The organism is Halomonas citrativorans (genome assembly GCF_014898005.1).
Lineage (GTDB): Bacteria > Pseudomonadota > Gammaproteobacteria > Pseudomonadales > Halomonadaceae > Vreelandella > Vreelandella citrativorans.
In genome coordinates, this window is the sequence record NZ_JABUYX010000002.1 from 198,068 (window position 1) to 215,062 (window position 16,995).

The following is a 16,995-nucleotide window of genomic DNA, read 5'->3' on the forward strand; positions in this document are numbered from 1 at the left end:
GGCCCGATCATGAATCCGATGGTCCAATTTACGTTGCGCGCAGCGCGCAGCGCAGTTGAACAGTTTCAACGTGTTCGTGAGCGTATCGAAAACGCTCATGAAGAATCCAACCTTGACCGTCTGCTTGAAGACACGGCGCGCAAGGCCGAGGCGACCATTATCCACCAGTTGGAGCGTGGCTACCCCCAGCACGGCTATGTGGGTCGTTACACCTCGCATAAAGCGGGTGAAGGCGAAGGTAGTGAGACCGTTTGGAAGATCGAACCCATTCATGGCTACTCTAATTTAGCGGTAGCGGGTAAAGGCTTTGCTCTCTCAGTGGTGTGTCTGGTTAAAGGCCGCCCGGAACACGCGGTGGTTATCTCACCGTTTGGCGATGATGAATATATCGCCAGCCGTGGTCGTGGCGCTCAACACAATGGCAAGCGTATGCGGGTTAGCAAACCCACCGCGATTACCGGTACGCGTTTAGCCATGAGCCTGCCCGAAGCGTGGCTGCGTCCTGGCAACTTGCCGGCATTTCTTACCGTTACCCAACAACTTGCACCTCAGGTAGAAACTCTTGTCGCGACGGGCTGTGGCCTGCTGGACATGTGTGAGCTGGCCAGCGGCCGAGTGGACAGCGCCTTTGTGCTGGGTATGGAAGAGCAGGATATGCAGGTGGGCTCACTGTTTTTGAAAGAAGCCGGCGCGCTAATGGGCACGCCCGATGGTCAGCCGAGCGTTAAGGTGGAAGGCCAACTGATGGCCGCAGGTCCACGTCTTTACAAGGCGCTGATCAAACAACTGGCGCCGCATTTTTGATGGGCTGGTAGTAAATGAATAGTTGGAAATGAATGGCTGGTAGTTAATAGCACGCTGTGAATGTTGAGTGGTAGACGTTCCAGGTTGCCAGCCAACCACTAAAAAGGCTCTGCCGGGTTATCCCGGCAGAGCCTTTTGTCGTTATACAAGAACGGTTTGTTACGGCAGCTCTTCTTCCTCTTCATCAAGCTCTTTTTTGGTGGGGATCAAGTCCTCACGCGAAAGCTTGAGCGGCAGAAGCAGCGCGCCAGAGATGTAGATGGAGGAGAACGTGCCGACGCCAATACCGATCAGCAAGGCGATAGCGAAGTTCTCGATCATATCGCCACCGAGGATTAACAGGGCAAACAGTACCAGCATGGTCGTGCCGGAGGTTGCCAGCGTGCGCGATAGTGTGGCGTTGATGGCTTCGTTGATGATCTGCGTCATATCGTCGATACGTGACGTACGGATATTCTCACGAATACGGTCATAGACGACGATTGTGTCGTTCAATGAGTAGCCGATAACCGCCAGAATCGCCGCCAGCACGGTCAGGTCGAACTCAAGATGAAAGAGTGCGAACACGCCCACGACGATAATCACATCGTGAAGCAGCGCCAACAGCGCACCGATGGCAAACTTGTACTGGAAGCGGAAAGCGACATACAGCATGACCACACCGAGCGCGACCAGCAGGCCAAGGCCGCTTTGATCGCGCAGCTGATCGCCCACCTGGGCGCCAACAAACTCAGCACGCACCAGAGTAACGCTGTCGCCGCTGGCACTTAGCAGGTTGACAACGTCGCTGCCCACGTCAGGATCAAAGGCCTGTTGCAAGCGAATAAGCACCTCGGTTGATGCGCCAAACGTTTGCACCGAAACGTCCTGGAAGCCGCTTTCCACCAGCAGAAGGCGAATGGCATCCAGCGAGGGTGCGGCACCGTAACGAACTTCCACCAGCGTGCCGCCAGTGAAGTCGAGCCCCAGGTTGAGCTGTTGGAAGAGCAGGGCGCCAATCGACACGATGAGCATCACTGCCGAGGCGATAAACGCAATGTTGCGCCGCCCCATAAAGTCGATTTGCAGTTGTGATAGGGGTTTCATTGCCACCTCTTACATTCGGGGCTGAGCACGGGGTTCAGGTCCATGTTCTTCAGATCCATGTTTTTCAGATCCATAGCTTTTTGACGGGTCGGCTGCCATAGGTCAGGTTGACCAGGGCACGCGTCACCATTAGCGCGGTGAACATGGACGTCAAGATGCCGATAGACAGCGTGACCGCAAAGCCTTTGACGGGGCCGGTACCAATCGAGAACAGAATGATCGCCACTAACAGCGTGGTGATATTGGCATCGACAATCGAGGTAAAGGCGCGCTCATAGCCTGCATGAATGGCCTGCTGAATCGACAGCCCGTTACGCAACTCTTCACGTATTCGCTCAAAGATCAGGACGTTGGCATCCACCGCCATGCCCAGCGTTAGCACGATGCCCGCAATGCCAGGCAGGGTGAGCGTGGCGCCCAGCATCGACATGACCGCGACCAGAATCGTCAGGTTAAGGGCGAGCGCAATGTTGGCAAAAATGCCAAACACTTTATAGCGCGCCAGCATAAACAGCACGAGCAGCAGTAGGCCCACCTGAACAGAGAGCAGGCCGCGCTGAATATTTTCCGCACCCAGGCTTGGGCCGATAGTGCGCTCCTGTACAAAATAGATCGGCGCCGCCAGCGCACCTGAACGCAGCAGCAGCGACAATTCGGCAGCTTCAGTGGGAGAGTCGAGCCCGGTGATTCGGAAGCTGTTGCCCAGCGCGCTTTGAATAGTGGCTAGGCTTATCAGGCCGCGCTCTACATAAGGCTCACGCTCAATCGTCTCTTCGCCGGTCTCAGGGTCAATGACGACCGTATCTTCGCTTTTATGCTCGATAAATAGCACTGCCATATTGCGCCCAATATTGGTGCGCGTGGCGCGGTTCATCAGCGTGCCGCCAGTGCCATCCAGGTTGATATTCACCTGCGGGCGGCCGTTTTCATCAAAACTGTTACTGGCGCTGGAAACGCTGTCGCCGGTAATGATCACATCGCGCATTAGCTCAGCAGAGCGTGATGCATCATTGCGGAATACGTGAGTTTCCGTTTCCATGTTCGGCGTGTCGTTACGAGCTTCCAGGCGGAACTCAAGGTTGGCGGTCGCGCCCACGATCCGTTTGGCCGCCACTGTGTCCTGTACGCCGGGGAGTTCAACCACGATCTGATTAGGACCTTGACGCTGCACCATCGGCTCGGCAACACCCAACTCGTTCACCCGGTTACGCAGGGTGGTCAAGTTTTGGTTAATGGCGTAGTCCTGAATTTCGTTAATGGTCTGATCGCTCAGCGCCATCACCAGCCTGGAGGAGCGGCCGCTGCCTTCATTGGTATAGTCAAAGTTGGGAAAGTCACGGCTGATCAAACGGCGTGCCTTGTCGCGGTCTTCAGTGCTTGCAAAGTCGATGGAGAGAGAGCGGCCTTCTACATCGGTATTGCGGTAGCGAATACGCTCGCTACGCAACAGCTCGCGCATGGCGCTGGCATTCACTTCCAGGCGCTGAGTAAGCGCTGCGTCCATATCTACTTCCAACAGGAAGTGAACGCCACCGCGCAGGTCAAGCCCCAGTGTCATGGGGGAAGCGGAAAATGCTTGCAGCCAAGCCGGCGTGGCTTCTGCCAGGTTTAGCGCGACCGTCGCGTCATTGCCTAAAAGGTCGGCGGCAATATCACGGGCGTTGAGCTGGTCGTTGTCGTTACGCAGGCGAATCAGCCACAGGCCGTTAACTTCTTCGACGCCTTTAACAGCAATGCCGTTTTCGCCGAGTGCGTTCTCAACGCGTTCAATTTGGCGCTCATTCAGCGTTTCGCCTTGGGCGCTACTGAGCTGAATAGCGGGATCTTCGGGGAATAAGTTGGGAAGCGAATAGATAAGGCCAACCACCAGGACGACCAGTATCAGCAGATACTTCCACAGGGGGTAACGGTTGAGCATGCAAGCCCTGCCTTCAATTACAAACGGAATTGCTGTGCGGGGAGTCCCACGCACAGCAAAATTTACCATCGTATCTACCATGGCACCCCTGCCGGGGTGGCTGGCACTGAATCGGCAGGGGTGTTTTAAGCGTTAGATGGACTTAATGGTGCCCTTCGGCAGCACGGCAGCAACGGCGTTTTTCTGTACGTTGACTTCGGTGCCTTCAGATACTTCCAAGGTCAGGAACTCATCACTGACTTTGGTGACGCGGCCAACCAGGCCACCGCCGATCACGACTTCATCGCCTTTGTCCAGGCTGGTGACCAGCTGTTTGTGCTGCTTGGCACGTTTAGCTTGGGGGCGCCACAGCAGGAAATAGAAAATCAGCACAAAGCCGACCAACATAACGATTTGTGCGATGCCACCGCCAGCTGCCCCTTCTTGGGCATGGGCTGATGAGATGAAGAAATCCAGCATTGCAGAGAACTCCTGGGTTAAGACCCTTAATGGGTGAAAGGGTTAGAGGGGGCGCTAATTAACAATTATGTTGATAAGCGACCCTTGATTCACCCGCCAAAGCGGGTGATGACTATTCGGCCAGGGGAGGCACAGGCAGGCCGCGCCGAGCATAAAAGCCTTCCACAAAGGCCGTCAATGTACCCGCTTCGATTGCCGCGCGCAAATCAGCCATTACACGCTGGTAGTAGCGTAAGTTATGGATGGTATTGAGCATCGAGCCCAGCATTTCATTGCAGCGGTCCAGGTGATGCAAATAGCCGCGCGAGAAATTCTTGCAGGTATAGCAGTCACAACCCTCTTCAAGGGGGCTGGTGTCATGGCGATGCTTGGCATTACGAATCTTGACTGTACCGTCAGCGGTAAACAGGTGGCCATTACGTGCGTTGCGGGTCGGCATGACGCAGTCGAACATGTCGACGCCCCGGCGCACGCCTTCCACCAGGTCCTCCGGTTTACCTACGCCCATCAGGTAGCGTGGTTTATCGTCTGGCATCCAAATGGGCAGGTAATCCAGTACCTTGATCATCTCTTCTTTGGGCTCGCCAACGGAAAGCCCGCCAATCGCCAGGCCGTCAAAGCCGATCTCCAAGAGGCCTTTGAGCGAGCGCTCGCGAAGCTCGGGGTGCATACCGCCCTGAATGATGCCGAAAAGTGCGGAAGGCGAGTCACCGTGGGCATCGCGTGAGCGTTTGGCCCAACGTAGCGACAGCTCCATGGATTTCTCGGCTTCCTCATACGTGGCCGGGTAGGGCGTGCACTCGTCAAAAATCATGACCACATCAGAGCCCAGCGAGCGCTGCACGGCCATGGACTCTTCCGGCCCCATAAAGACCTTGCTGCCATCCACCGGCGAGCGGAAGTGCACGCCCTGCTCGGTGATCTTGCGCGTCTCGCCTAATGAGAACACCTGAAAGCCGCCGGAGTCGGTGAGGATCGGCTTGTCCCACTGGGCGAAGTCGTGCAGGTCGCCGTGGGCTTCAATGACCTCGGTACCCGGGCGCAACCACAGGTGGAAGGTGTTGCCCAGAATGATTTCAGCGCCGATCTCCTTGATGGAGTCTGGCGTCATGCCTTTTACCGTGCCGTAAGTGCCCACCGGCATAAACGCAGGGGTTTCGACCGTGCCACGGGGGAAGTGGAGGCGACCGCGACGAGCGCGGCCATCGTCGGCCAAGCGCTCAAAGCGCATAAAGCATTCGTTTCGCATTGTGGTAACTCGTCAAAAAATCATCGGTAAAACGCTAAGGGCAACGTAAAGGCGCTTAGCGGGTGAGCAGCATCGCATCGCCATAACTAAAGAAAGCGTAGCGTTCGGCAACGGCTTCACGGTAGGCGTTCATCATCGTGTCATAACCGGCAAACGCCGACACCAGCATCAAAAGTGTCGATTCCGGCAGGTGGAAGTTGGTAATCAACGCATCCACACAGCGCCACTCGTAGCCGGGGTAGATGAAAATATCCGTATCCCCGCTGTAGGGCGCTATCTGCCCATCGCTGCTTTTCTGGCAGGCGCTTTCCAAACAGCGCACGCTGGTGGTGCCCACGGCAATCACCCGGTTGCCTGCGGCTTGCGCCTCGCGTACCTGCTGGCAGGTGGCTTCTGACACCTCGATCCACTCACTGTGCATATGGTGTTCAAGAATATTGTCCACCCGCACCGGCTGAAAAGTACCCGCGCCCACATGCAGAGTGACAAACGCGCTGTTGATGCCTTTTTCAGCCAGGGCATCCAGCAGTGGTTGGTCAAAATGTAGGCCCGCCGTGGGAGCGGCCACGGCGCCATCTCGGCGGGCATAAACGGTTTGATAGCGCTCGCGGTCGCTGAGTTCATCTTCCCGAGTGATATAAGGCGGCAGTGGCATATGGCCGTGCTGCTCCAGCAGCGCGATCATTGGCGTCTCGCCTAAAAAGCGCAGCTCAAACAACGCGTCGCGGCGGCCTTCTACCACGGCGTGAATATCACCTTCAAAGATCAGCTCGGTGCCGGGCTTGGGCGACTTGCTTGAGCGGATATGTGCCAGGCCCCGGTGGCTGTCCAGCGGACGCTCAAGCAGCATCTCCACTTTGCCGCCGCTGGCTTTATGGCCGTGTAGGCGGGCAGGGATCACTCGTGTGTCATTAAACACCAGCAAATCACCGGGGTTTAAACGCTCAAGAAGGTCCGTAAACTGGCGATGCTCAAGCGCGCCGCTCTGGCCATCCACGCACAGCAAACGACAGTCGCTGCGCTGCTCAGAAGGGTAGCGAGCAATCAGCTCATCGGGTAGCTCGAAATAAAAGTCCGCGCGCTGCATGGGTTGGCTCTTAACGGTGGTCAAACAGGCGGCATAGGATACCCCCTTAGCTAGATAAAGTCAGTCAATGTGATTGACCTGCGTGGTTATCTCCGTATAATGCGCATCCATTGCCGGTGTGGCGGAATTGGTAGACGCAGCGGATTCAAAATCCGCCGCCTTTACGGGTGTGCCAGTTCGAGTCTGGCCACCGGCACCAAATTTTAGGGCTTAGCGTTCATCGCTAGGCCCTTTTTTGGTTTTGGCATTCCAAAAATACCATGAAGCATTGGCAAACATTGCTCATACCCTCCTTTTCTCACACCATCCATTGGCTCGATATCTAACATTTGATGACACCCACCTAAACTACACTCCACAGTGACAGCGCCGTTGTTGTAGACGGCTATTGCATGCCATGGATACAGGTGCTTCATTTGTTGCCTGAAAGGCTTTATGACGAGCAGGGAGCTCAATAATGGCCGAGCACACGACGCGGGTACTCAGCGAGGTTCTGAATCACCTTGAACACTCGGTTCAAGGGCAAAAAGTAACGATCGGGTCGCTTGTGGACGAGCTTGGTGCGCACTCCTTTGCGTCACTGATGCTCATGTTTGCCCTCATTTCGACGTCTCCTGCAAGCTCGATTCTGGGGGTTACTGCCATTGTGGCCTTCATTGAGTTTATTCTCGTGGCGCAGATAATGCTGGGGCGGGATTACCTCTGGCTGCCAGGCTTCATTTCACGCAAAGCGCTGTCTACCCATAAACTCTGTAAAGGGATTAACTGGCTGCGCAAACCGGTGCACTTTGTTGAGCGTTTTCTCAAACCGCGCTGGGTGTTTTTCGTCAAGCCGCCCTGGTTGTACCTGCCACTCGCCGTTATCCTGGCCGTGACGCCCTTCATGCCGTTTATGGAAGTCATCCCCACGTCGGGTTCAATAGCATCTGCGGCTATCGCCTGCTTCGCGGCCGGGCTCTTAACCAGAGACGGGTTGCTTGCCATGGTCTCTATTCTGTTTTTGGCTGCGGTGCCTTTCGTGATCGGGTATGTAGGGTTCAGTGGGTAGGTAAATCGTTTGTCTGAATTCAGCAAGAAGTTGGCGTATCTGCAGGCAAGCATTTTAAATGTAAACGCGGTAATCTCGGCTGTATTTCTTATGACGGAGAGATTCCATGAGCGTTACTTATTACGAAAGCAATGCACGTATGAGCCAAGTGGCTATCCATAACGGCACGGTTTATCTAGCAGGCCAGGTGCCCGCCGACGCCACGGCAGATATGCGTGGCCAGACCGAACAAGTGCTTGCGCGCATTGATGAGTTGCTGGCTCAGGCAGGGTCCTCAAAAGAGCACCTGATTTCTGCCCAGGTATGGGTAACCGATATGGCCGAGTTTGATCAGATGAACGCGGCATGGGAAGCGTGGGTAGTCGCAGGGCGTGCCCCGGTTCGCGCCGCGCTTGAAGCCAAGCTTGCCAAGCCTGAGTGGAAAGTGGAAATCATGGTTATCGCGGCACTGCCTAACACTTGATTTGTAACGTTCGGGTAGCGCTAGTATCGAGAAAGCCCCTGCCTTGGCAGGGGCTTTCCTGTAAAAAGAGTTGCCTTATCAAGCGTGCGCTTTAATAGCCTGCTCAAGCGTTGCCAGCCGGCCCGGCACCAGGGCATCCGCTACAGCAGTAATGCGTATCACATTGGCGAGCGCCGGGTGCGCCAGGCGAGCGACCAGCACACCTTCTGAAAGCAGCTGCTGATGTACGTGGGCGGCCAGTTCCTCACTGGGCAGGCGAATGCCGATGAAGTTGGTGGCGCTCGGCAGTACATCGGCCCCTAAAGCACGAAAGTGCTCGGCCAACTGCTCTCGGCGGGCTTTTACATCTGCCACGTGCTGGCGCACTTCTTCAGGATGGTCGAGTACTACTTCGGCGGCGGCCAGTGTCAGTGCGGAAACCGCGTAGTGAATACGCACCTTCATCATCATGGCCAGTACGTCAGGCTCTGCAATGGCGTAGCCAATGCGCAGCCCCGCTAAACCGTGGGCTTTGGAAAGTGTGCGCAGGCGAATCACGCCGGGCAGCGCGTTAGCCGAAAACTCACTTCCCGCATCATCACGAAAATCGCCATACGCTTCATCCAGCAGCAGCCAGCAGGTATCCGGTAGCGCCTCGCGAAACTTGATAATGGCGCTGTCGCTGTGCAGGTGGCCGCTAGGGTTATCCGGGTTGGCCAGGTAAACGAGGCGGGCGTTTTCCTGTTGAGCGGCGGCGGCCAGTGCTTCCAGGTCCGGCGCCAGTACGCCGGGCGCTTCATGGTAGCCAGGTTCAATCAGGCGGCAGCCTTGGCCTTTCGCAAAGTAGCCAAACGTGGGGTAGGTGCCCGCCGTGCACACCACCGTAGCGCCGGGCTCGCAGGTAGTGCGTAGCGCCAGCGCAATCAGGCTATCGGCACCTGCATCAACCAACAGGTGATCAAAAGGCGTGCCCAGCTGGGCGCTTAACCGGGTACGCACACCAAACGCCTCGGCGTCGCCATAGCTGTAAGCGTGCGCCGCTAGTGCATCACCAAAGTGCGCGCGCAGTGCCTGGTGAGGCATGTCCAGCCCTTCGTTGGAACCCAGCTGATGGGGGATCGCTCGGCCCAAGCGGCGTTCAAGTACTTTAATTCCCGGAAAGGGGTTAACCGGGCCTTCGCCGGTAAGGTGCTCGGGGTAGCGGGGCATAGAAAGTCCTAAAACTGTGTCAATGATTAACTTAAAACGCTTCTTGAAGTACTTTACCGCGATTCAATAGATCAAGCGGATCCTGGGCTTGCTTAAGTATAGGCATTAGCTTGATCTCTAACGCGCTTTCTAGCGCTTCGCTGAACGGGTTGGCGTTGTGCTTGGTGTCGCTGGAAGGGCTGGCAGCCAACGAGGTGCATTTTTTGAGGGGGGCTAAGCAGAGTAGAAGGCACTAACGGCTAAGCCAGTATTTCTAATCCTTTTTCGGCCACCAGGTTCAGCAGCTTTAGCGAGGAGCCATTGGGTTTCTTTTGGCCTTGCTCCCATTTCTGAACCGTTGAAACACTGGTATTCAGGTACGCTGCAAAAACGCCTTGGCTGGCGTGATTTTTGGTACGAATCCGCTTGATTTGTAGCGCTGTGTACTCTTTTACTGGGGGCAGACAAAGCGCATCGAACTCGCGCAGTGTTATTTCTTTCATTACACCCGCCGCGTGCAGGTCTTGAGCTGTTTCATGCACCATGTCCAGGATTGATTTATCCATCGTTTTCTACCTCAATTAACACGCCATGATTAATGGCTTCTACTAAAGCTTCGTCACTGTAAGCCAGTAGTTCTTTTGCCAAATATTTCAATGCGTTTAGTTCATTAGCGCTGATGTTGGTGCGAGCATTTTTGGCAAAGCCATAAACAAAAAACGCCTTATTACTGACTTTGTAAGCTAACAGGGTTCTGACCCCGCCGCTTTTACCTCGACCACCGACCGCCACGCGCTTTTTCACCACATGAGCACCCAGGTTGGCATCAATCATGCCGCGTTCCATTTCTTCAACGGCAGCTAGCAAGGCAGCATCACCCAGCCCTTCCTTTGCTGCCCATTTAGTGAATACTTTGTTCTTAAATACTCGCATTTGATACCTTTACTGCCACCTTTTATTTATAGCACTAAGTGCTATGGTGGAACAGCTTTTTTTAGACGCGTAGCTGCTATGGCGCGTGTCTGGCAAGATAGTCGTTTTCGAAACCCTATCGATCAAGGACACGGCATGGCCCACCTGCTACGCATCGTGATGATTCACGGCCACCTTGAAGGCGTGGTTGAACTCAGTGTGGACGGCCACACCAATATTTGCGGCACCAACGCTTCGGGTAAAACCACGCTTCAGCGCTTGGTGCCGGTGTTTTACGGCGAGCTGCCTAATAAGGTAGTGCCCAAAACGCGCATGAAGTTTGATGCGTTTTACCTGCCGCATCGCAACAGCTACCTGGTGTATGAATACCGTCGCGAGGCGGGCAACATCTGCCAGGCAGTGCTGACCCGCAAAGCCGAAGGCGGAGTAGAGTACCGCTTTGTGGGCGGGCCTTATCAGCCGGAAGATTATTTGGTGGAGAGCGAGGCGGGCGTGACCGCACTCGACTACACACAGTGGGCCAGCGGCCTGCGCCGCAACGGTACGCCGGTGTCGTCCAAGCTGGGCGCGACCTCTGAATTTCGCTCGGTGATCCAAAACGACTTTACCCAGCTGCACGGCAATAGCCGCGACGGCCTCAAACTGCGCCAGATCGCCGCGCAGTTCAGTCTGGTCAAGCCCGAGCGGCGTATTCGCCATATTGAAAAGTTGGTGTCGGCGGTGCATGCCAAAGAGGGCAAGATGGATACCCTCAAAACCATGCTGGCGGCGATTTTCGAAGAGGATGGCGTTGAGCTGCCGGTCACGCGGATACGTAACACCAAGGCGCGTGAATGGATTGCCCAGATGCGCCAATCCATGCGCCTGGAGCCGCTACAGGCGTCGCTCGCCCGGCTTGCCGGGATTGACCGCGAGCTTGCCCATCTTGATGCCACCCTTTGGCAGCTTAAGCCCCAGCTTGAAGATGACCGCCAGCAGGCTGAGCGGCGTATGGCCGATGTGGACGCCGAGCTTGCCCGCCATCAGCGCGATTTTCAGCAGCGGGAAAGCGACTACGCCCAGGCGCGGGATGAGCTTAACGACCGCCACAGCGAAGTGGTCAGCGATTTACAGCAGACCCAGCGCCGCCTTAATGATCTGCAAACCCAATACGAGCACTATTTCGAGGCGGACATGCCCGCCCTGGAGCGTGATATCAACGCGCTGCCTCAGTGGCGCGAACAGCGCGACCAGCTGCGTGCTCACCTGAACGTGATGCAGGATGCGGTAAAAGAGAGCCAGGCGCGGCTTGATGGGCGCCTGCGTGAGCTTTCCGAGGCGCTGGCCCGCCAGACAGGTGAAGCCCAGGAGCTGATTGACGCCCTGGTGGAAGAGAAAGCCCTGCGCCGTGAACAGCAGTGGGAAGCCGAGCAGAAGCTTAATGAGCGCTATCAACAGGAGCGCCAGCGCCTGGACGGTGAGTATCAGGCGCAGCTTGAATTGGGCGTTGAGCAGCTGGCCGAGCTAAAAGCCCAGCTCTCACTTTCGACTCAAACCGCCGAAGAAGCTGCTGATGCTGAGCTTGCCCAAGCGCGCCTGGACCAGGCCCAGCAGGAGCGTAACGCATCGGCCGCCACGCTAGACGGCCTGCGCCGCGAGTTTGAAAGCAACCGCCGCGCCCGGGACGATGCCGAGCAGCAACTGGTTCAGCTTCGTCAACAGCTTGAGCGCGCCGAGCAGCGCTGCTATGCGCTTTACCAGCAGCGTGACCCCGAGCAGGGCAGCCTGCGCCATTTTCTGCGCTACCACCGCCCAGGCTGGGAGCAGCAGTTGGGCAAAGTGATTGCCCCGGAGCTTTTAGAACGACGCGATTTAGCGCCTCAATTAGCCGGCGGCGGCAGCGATGATCTGTTTGGGCTGGCGCTGGATCTCTCGGCCATTGCCTTGCCCGACTACGCCCAGGACGAAGCCACGCTGCTTGCCGCCATCGAAGAATCAGATAGCGCCAAGCGGCGCGCGCAGGCAGAGTGCCAAACGGCCGAGAAAGCGCTTAAACAGCATAACGAGCGCGTCCAAAAAGCCGATGAAACTCAAGACCAAGGCCGTATGGCCCATAAGCGTGCCGAGCAGGAAGTTGAGTTTGCGACCGAGGCGCGCCGCCAGCAGCAAGAGCGCCACGCCAAGCATCAACAGGAGCGCCGCGCCACTCGTCAAGCCGCGTTAGCCCGCTTGGAACAAACACAAACCGAGCTGCGTGAAGAGAAACAGCAAGCCCTTAACGCGCTGGGTGAAACCCATCAAAGCCAGCTGTTAGAGCTAAAAGCCGACGGCCAAAGCCAGCTGGACAGCCTGGATGCTCAGCTGCGCCAGTACAAGCAGCAGCTAAGCGACGCCAACACTGAACACCAGCGCCAGCGGGCGGAGCTGGAAGAAGCCTTTAGCCAGGAGCTGGCCGAACAGGGCGTCGACCCGGCAAAGCTAAAAGACACCAAGGCGCGCCTGGCAAGCCAGGAGGAACGCATCCGCGTTACCGCCGCCCGTCAGGATGAACTCACCGAATACACCCGCTTTATGCGCGTGGAGTGGGGCCAGCACAAGCCGCAGCTGGTCACCCAGGAAGCCGAGCTGGAGCAAACCGAACAGCAGCTTCAACGCGATAAAGAGCGTCTGAAAAACGATTTTCAGGCAGCGCGTAAAACCCACCAGAGCACGGTCAGTACGCTGAAAACACAGCGGGAGAGCGAACACACCAGCCTGGAAGCCTTAAAGCCACTGCTAACCCAGTTGGAAGGCCTCGCCATTGAACCCGACGGCCAGACCCCGGCGGCGCCGCTGGGCGATGTGGACGAGCGCATTGAGCGCGCCCGCCAGGCATTGGGCAATCGCCACCAGCTCATCGAGCAGCTGCGCCGTGGCTGCCTGGAGGTTGAAAGCCAACTGATCAAGGACGCCAGCAGCGGCTTTGCCGAAGCGCTGGAGAGCGAGCGCAGCAAGCTGCAAAGCGACAACCCGCGCCTCCAACTGCCGCTACTGCGCGACATGCTCAAACTGCTTGAAGACCAACAGCAGCAGTTGATTCAGGAAGGCCGCAACCTGAGCGATGACCTGGATAAATTCTTTACCGTGTTCCGCGACTTGAACCGTCGCATCAGCGCCCAGAGCCGTCGGCTTTCAGAAGAAGTCGCCGACGACCTGCGCCTGGAAGGCATCACCAAAGCCGAAGTGCGTATTCAGTCCACCATCGACGAGCTGGGCTTCTGGGAGCCGTTGAAGCTGTTCGCTCAGCGCTATAAAGAGTGGCGCGAATCCGGCCAGACGCTGCCCAGCGACGACTACTTGAATACCCTGGCGGACGTGGTCGATCTGCTGCGCAGCGACCAGCAGTACAGCTTTGAAAGCCTGCTGCGTCTGGAGCTGCACTTGAACGAAGGCGGCACGGACCTGGTGATCAAGAACGACCGCCAGCTGCTGGAGTCCTCCAGCCACGGCATGGCGTACCTGATTCTGTGTAAATTCCTGCTCGCGTTTACCCGCCTGCTGCGCGGCGACGCAGAAATCGCCATCCACTGGCCCATCGATGAGATCGGCACCTTGGCCTACCACAACGTCGAAAAGCTGTTTGAGGCCTGTGACAGCAACCGCATTCATATTGTCGGCGCGTTCCCCAATCCTGAATCCGACGTGCTGCTGCTGTTCGCCAATCGCTACTTGATTGACCGCGATAACGCTAACGCCAATAAACGGGTGTTAAAACGCATTGAACCGCGCCTGAGCCGCTTGGCCGAGCGGCTCCAGGAACGTCAGCAGGAGGTGACGGTATGATCGAACATGGCCCACTGCTTGAGCGTTTACTCGCCGGGGAGTTTATCTGCCCGGTGAGCGATGAAAGCGGCTATCGCCACTTGAGCAACGCAGAGACCCGCGAGGAGATCGATACCTACCTGCGGCCACTTAACCGCCGCCTGGCCAGCAATGAAGAGGGCAGCGTCTACTTTCTGGCCTGGCGTCAGCTCAACGACAGCGCCCGGGATCAGCTTTCGCGCCAACTGGGCGAGACGCTTAACAGCCTGCTGCCGCTGCTGGAGTGGCTACAGCTGGTGCAAGAAGCGCTGGGCCGCGATACTCTGGCGGCCCCCGGTGATGTACTCAAACCGGCCGAGTTCAGCGCCAAGTGTGAAGACAACCAAAGCCTGCGCGAGCGCCTGGAACGCCTGGCCACCGACAGCTTTTTTGGCTCGCAAAGCGACCAGCTAGATGCCCAGGTAAAACAGGTCTTCAAGCGCCTGAAAGAGCACGGCTACCTGCTCCAGCCGCATTCCGAGCGCCAGGTATTTGTGATCACCGGCAAGATTGATTACCTGGTGGACCTGGTGCGCTTTATTCGCGATGAAGAGAACCTGCCGATTGATGCCGAAGGAGAAGAAGGCACGCAGGAGGCCCTGTTGTGAATAAGAGCGTGGGCAAGAGTGTGAGTGAGCTGGAGAGCCGCCTGCTAAAAACAGGCGCTGAGCGCCTAGCGCTACTGGGCAAGCATTCTGAAACGCTGATGCAGGCCTACACCCGCGATGAAGTGCCGCTGGAATCGCTCAGCGATAGCGCGCTGCGCAAGATGCTGGCGGCGCGTATTCTGTGGCGCCCGGATGAGCAGAGCGGGGTGAAGCTCTCGCCCAAAGTGCGCGAACTGATCGCCGAAATGCTCGCCGATGAAACCCGCCGCCATGTGAATGCCGACGTGGCGGAAACCCTGGAGCTGATTCGCTCATTGGTACACAGCTACCGCGAAGCGCGTAGCCGAGGCGAGCACTGGCGGTTAGAGCAGCAGCTAATGCGCCTGCGCCAGGAAGTTGACGACCTTAACGGCCGCTTCGCCGATGCCATCGACAGCTTATGGCAGCGGCTGAACAGCGATTTTGGTTTCGTCAGCCAACTCAACGATAAAATTCGTGAGAACGACCGCGCCCAGAAACAGATCGCAAGGCTTCTGGATGGCCTGGCACTGATTAACTTTGACGAGTTGATTGAACTGGTGGGAAGCGACGGCAGCCTGCGCAAGCTCTTGATCAGCCAGCTTCAGCAGCAGTTAAGCCACCACTACACCGGTTTGCGCGAAGTGCAGCGGCGCTTGATCGAGCTAATGGCGCGCTTCCGCAAACAGCAGGCGCGCAGCCGCCTGATTAGCGGCATGGCAGCGTTTATGCGCGAGCACCCAGGCTTTGTGCCCAGCAATTACGCTCGGCGCAGCGAGGTACCCGCGCTGGTTAACCAAGCCACCCCGCTAAACGCAGCGGCCGCCCCGGCGCTGGATCGTAACCTGGAGTGCCAGGTACTCGCCGACCTGCTCCACCAACTTCCCCAGCCGCGCCACACCACGCAAACGGTGGAAGCCGCCGCACCCGCCCAAGCGCAGGAAAGCAGCCTGGCCGCCGCCCGCCAACAGGCGCTAAAGCAGGATGTCGAACACTTCTATTTAAGCGTGATCGACCAGCCCCAGGCAGCGCCGGTCAGCGCCCTTGAATACCTACACGAAAGCCCACTGGAATGGCCGGATGAGATCTGGCTATTCCAGGTGATTTCCGAATACCAGGGCCTGCCGCGCAGCGATCAGAAGGCGTTCCGGCTCAAGCAGCAGGAGAGCCAGGCCAGCCAATTTAATCACCTGCGCCTGATCCACGACGTTGAGCTGCAGCTAGCCGTATGAACCTACCCGGTCGCGCCCGCAATGGGCTAAACGGTGTGGCCCGCGAACTGCTCCGCCAGCCCACGGTGGAAAAGCCCCGCAGCCAATGGGTAGGCGACGTAGTGGCCTGGTGCCATCAGCATGATATTGACCTGACCTCGCGCATAACCAGCAAAACGCTGCGCTTTGACGCCGCGTTGCTGGCGCAGATAAACGATGTATTAGACAGCGCCCGCATAGCGCCGCTAGGCCGATCTCTCAGCGGCCTGACCAGCGCCGCCCAAGCAAAAGAAGGCGTGGAAGAGGATAAAGCCACCCGCGAAAGTCCCCGAGCGCGGCGGGTACTCGTCAGCTTTCCGCCGCAGCTAACAACCGGGCTTGCTAACGAGCCACGGGCTATTCGCGATGTGGATGTACTGGGGTTAAAGCTGAGTGCGTTTAGCGCCTTAATTCAGGTTGAAAACCTGGACAGCTTCTATGAATTTTCGCCGGATATTGCAGCGCTAAGCGGCTACGTTAATCCACTGGTCGTCTACCGAGGCGACAGCCACTATGGCGGCGGTTTCACATTATTGGCCGAGGCATGGCGCAAAACCCACCGGCCGCATATCTACGCCGGTGACTTCGATGTAAAAGGCGTCACGCTAGCCCTCGATAGCAACGCCACCCGCTTGCTCCTGCCTGACATCGAATGGCTCTCTCAAAACGCCACGCCGCTGCATGTGCCCGCTGAACAGTTTTCCTATCAACGCAGTTTGCGTAAGCACTTTGCTGCGCTGCCAACAACACATCCACTGCGTGAATACCTAACACTGTTGTTGGAAAAGCAGCGTGGGTTAAAGCAGCAGTGGTTTGGTGGGGAGATGGGATGTGTGGGGCTCAGTTAGAAGCCGACAGCCCATCAAATCGGCGGTGAGGCGTTTGCCCTCTAAGCAGCTATCTAAGCGTTGCTTCAGGACGGCTGATAGTTTTTGAACTAGTGTCAAATAACTGGTTTCTACCTCTAAATATTACTTTTAAATGAAGTCTTTTTAGGCGGAGCAAAGCGGCACCTGCACGCGACCTTTGGATATAGTGCCAATATTTGCTTTGCCTCGAAGCGAATCAATGGGATAGAGTCAGGTC

At 57.0% G+C, this 16,995-nt stretch carries 16 protein-coding genes and 1 tRNA gene; 8 read left to right on the forward strand and 9 right to left on the reverse strand.

Features of this window, described 5'->3' with window-relative positions:
* Positions 1 to 9 precede the first annotated feature (9 nt).
* On the forward strand, positions 10 to 804 hold the full coding sequence (locus tag INT20_RS04050) for an inositol monophosphatase family protein (protein ID WP_193055287.1): 795 nt from the start codon (positions 10 to 12) through the stop codon (positions 802 to 804).
* A 159-nt stretch (positions 805 to 963) separates the two neighbouring features.
* Here INT20_RS04050 and secF read toward each other — a convergent pair whose 3' ends face one another.
* The 5 genes from secF to queA form a co-directional block, all read right to left on the reverse strand.
* A complete protein-coding gene (gene secF / locus INT20_RS04055; protein ID WP_193055288.1) occupies positions 964 to 1,890 on the reverse strand; it encodes a protein translocase subunit SecF in 927 nt (308 codons plus the stop codon).
* A gap of 64 nt (positions 1,891 to 1,954) precedes the next feature.
* Complete coding sequence (gene secD, locus INT20_RS04060) at positions 1,955 to 3,808, reverse strand: protein translocase subunit SecD (protein ID WP_193055289.1); 1,854 nt, start codon at positions 3,806 to 3,808, stop codon at positions 1,955 to 1,957.
* Positions 3,809 to 3,940: 132 nt separating this feature from the next.
* Positions 3,941 to 4,267, reverse strand: a complete 327-nt coding sequence (yajC, locus tag INT20_RS04065) for a preprotein translocase subunit YajC (RefSeq protein WP_193055290.1) — start codon at positions 4,265 to 4,267, stop codon at positions 3,941 to 3,943.
* Positions 4,268 to 4,379: 112 nt separating this feature from the next.
* Positions 4,380 to 5,498 (reverse strand): tRNA guanosine(34) transglycosylase Tgt, encoded by a 1,119-nt coding sequence (gene tgt, locus INT20_RS04070; RefSeq protein WP_441316935.1) that lies wholly within the window; start codon positions 5,496 to 5,498, stop codon positions 4,380 to 4,382.
* A gap of 73 nt (positions 5,499 to 5,571) precedes the next feature.
* Positions 5,572 to 6,603: a tRNA preQ1(34) S-adenosylmethionine ribosyltransferase-isomerase QueA gene (gene queA, locus INT20_RS04075; RefSeq protein WP_193055292.1), complete on the reverse strand. Its 1,032-nt coding sequence runs from the start codon at positions 6,601 to 6,603 to the stop codon at positions 5,572 to 5,574.
* Between the two features lie 112 nt (positions 6,604 to 6,715).
* Here queA and INT20_RS04080 point away from each other — a divergent pair.
* From INT20_RS04080 to INT20_RS04090, 3 genes are all read left to right on the forward strand, one after another.
* A tRNA-Leu gene (locus tag INT20_RS04080) sits at positions 6,716 to 6,802 on the forward strand.
* Between the two features lie 258 nt (positions 6,803 to 7,060).
* Positions 7,061 to 7,651 (forward strand): exopolysaccharide biosynthesis protein, encoded by a 591-nt coding sequence (locus INT20_RS04085; RefSeq protein WP_193055293.1) that lies wholly within the window; start codon positions 7,061 to 7,063, stop codon positions 7,649 to 7,651.
* A gap of 106 nt (positions 7,652 to 7,757) precedes the next feature.
* On the forward strand, positions 7,758 to 8,114 hold the full coding sequence (locus tag INT20_RS04090) for a RidA family protein (protein ID WP_193055294.1): 357 nt from the start codon (positions 7,758 to 7,760) through the stop codon (positions 8,112 to 8,114).
* Positions 8,115 to 8,192: 78 nt separating this feature from the next.
* Here the strand turns inward: INT20_RS04090 and INT20_RS04095 are convergent, their stop codons facing one another.
* The 4 genes from INT20_RS04095 to INT20_RS04110 are packed head-to-tail and all read right to left on the reverse strand — an operon-like array spanning position 8,193 to position 10,214.
* The gene (locus INT20_RS04095; RefSeq protein WP_193055295.1) at positions 8,193 to 9,302 is read right to left on the reverse strand and encodes a pyridoxal phosphate-dependent aminotransferase; all 1,110 of its coding nucleotides are present in this window, start codon (positions 9,300 to 9,302) and stop codon (positions 8,193 to 8,195) included.
* Positions 9,303 to 9,333: 31 nt separating this feature from the next.
* A complete protein-coding gene (locus tag INT20_RS04100; protein ID WP_192527115.1) occupies positions 9,334 to 9,492 on the reverse strand; it encodes a hypothetical protein in 159 nt (52 codons plus the stop codon).
* A 49-nt stretch (positions 9,493 to 9,541) separates the two neighbouring features.
* On the reverse strand, positions 9,542 to 9,847 hold the full coding sequence (locus INT20_RS04105; RefSeq protein WP_192527114.1) for a helix-turn-helix domain-containing protein: 306 nt from the start codon (positions 9,845 to 9,847) through the stop codon (positions 9,542 to 9,544).
* Positions 9,840 to 10,214 carry a type II toxin-antitoxin system RelE/ParE family toxin gene (locus INT20_RS04110; RefSeq protein WP_193055296.1) on the reverse strand — a complete coding sequence of 125 codons (375 nt, stop codon included), beginning with the start codon at positions 10,212 to 10,214 and terminating at the stop codon, positions 9,840 to 9,842. The genes INT20_RS04105 and INT20_RS04110 overlap by 8 nt, the downstream gene beginning before the upstream one ends.
* Positions 10,215 to 10,349: 135 nt before the next feature.
* On the opposite strand from INT20_RS04110, the gene INT20_RS04115 reads away from it, so the two are divergent.
* From INT20_RS04115 to INT20_RS04130, 4 genes are read left to right on the forward strand one after another with little or no spacing between them, the layout of a single operon-like run.
* Entirely contained in the window at positions 10,350 to 14,015 is a 3,666-nt protein-coding gene (locus INT20_RS04115) for an ATP-binding protein (RefSeq protein WP_193055297.1), read from the forward strand.
* Positions 14,012 to 14,641, forward strand: a complete 630-nt coding sequence (locus INT20_RS04120; protein ID WP_193055298.1) for a condensin complex protein MksE — start codon at positions 14,012 to 14,014, stop codon at positions 14,639 to 14,641. The genes INT20_RS04115 and INT20_RS04120 overlap by 4 nt, the downstream gene beginning before the upstream one ends.
* Positions 14,638 to 15,891, forward strand: coding sequence for a hypothetical protein (locus INT20_RS04125; RefSeq protein WP_193055299.1), 1,254 nt, complete (start codon positions 14,638 to 14,640; stop codon positions 15,889 to 15,891). Before INT20_RS04120 ends, INT20_RS04125 begins: the two co-directional genes overlap by 4 nt.
* Positions 15,888 to 16,757, forward strand: coding sequence for a DUF7281 domain-containing protein (locus INT20_RS04130; RefSeq protein ID WP_193055300.1), 870 nt, complete (start codon positions 15,888 to 15,890; stop codon positions 16,755 to 16,757). The genes INT20_RS04125 and INT20_RS04130 overlap by 4 nt, the downstream gene beginning before the upstream one ends.
* Positions 16,758 to 16,995: the final 238 nt, after the last annotated feature.

What these genes read in the sequence shown, in the direction of transcription:
- INT20_RS04090 (WP_193055294.1), top strand. Translation starts at nt 7,758, where the DNA reads ATGAGCGTTACTTATTACGAAAGCAATGCACGTATGAGCCAAGTGGCT.
- INT20_RS04050 (WP_193055287.1), top strand. Translation starts at nt 10, where the DNA reads ATGAATCCGATGGTCCAATTTACGTTGCGCGCAGCGCGCAGCGCAGTT.
- secD (WP_193055289.1), bottom strand. Translation starts at nt 3,808, where the DNA reads ATGCTCAACCGTTACCCCCTGTGGAAGTATCTGCTGATACTGGTCGTC.
- INT20_RS04095 (WP_193055295.1), bottom strand. Translation starts at nt 9,302, where the DNA reads ATGCCCCGCTACCCCGAGCACCTTACCGGCGAAGGCCCGGTTAACCCC.
- INT20_RS04085 (WP_193055293.1), top strand. Translation starts at nt 7,061, where the DNA reads ATGGCCGAGCACACGACGCGGGTACTCAGCGAGGTTCTGAATCACCTT.
- tgt (WP_441316935.1), bottom strand. Translation starts at nt 5,498, where the DNA reads ATGCGCTTTGAGCGCTTGGCCGACGATGGCCGCGCTCGTCGCGGTCGC.
- INT20_RS04130 (WP_193055300.1), top strand. Translation starts at nt 15,888, where the DNA reads ATGAACCTACCCGGTCGCGCCCGCAATGGGCTAAACGGTGTGGCCCGC.
- queA (WP_193055292.1), bottom strand. Translation starts at nt 6,603, where the DNA reads ATGCAGCGCGCGGACTTTTATTTCGAGCTACCCGATGAGCTGATTGCT.
- secF (WP_193055288.1), bottom strand. Translation starts at nt 1,890, where the DNA reads ATGAAACCCCTATCACAACTGCAAATCGACTTTATGGGGCGGCGCAAC.
- INT20_RS04120 (WP_193055298.1), top strand. Translation starts at nt 14,012, where the DNA reads ATGATCGAACATGGCCCACTGCTTGAGCGTTTACTCGCCGGGGAGTTT.
- yajC (WP_193055290.1), bottom strand. Translation starts at nt 4,267, where the DNA reads ATGCTGGATTTCTTCATCTCATCAGCCCATGCCCAAGAAGGGGCAGCT.
- INT20_RS04105 (WP_192527114.1), bottom strand. Translation starts at nt 9,847, where the DNA reads ATGGATAAATCAATCCTGGACATGGTGCATGAAACAGCTCAAGACCTG.
- INT20_RS04115 (WP_193055297.1), top strand. Translation starts at nt 10,350, where the DNA reads ATGGCCCACCTGCTACGCATCGTGATGATTCACGGCCACCTTGAAGGC.
- INT20_RS04110 (WP_193055296.1), bottom strand. Translation starts at nt 10,214, where the DNA reads ATGCGAGTATTTAAGAACAAAGTATTCACTAAATGGGCAGCAAAGGAA.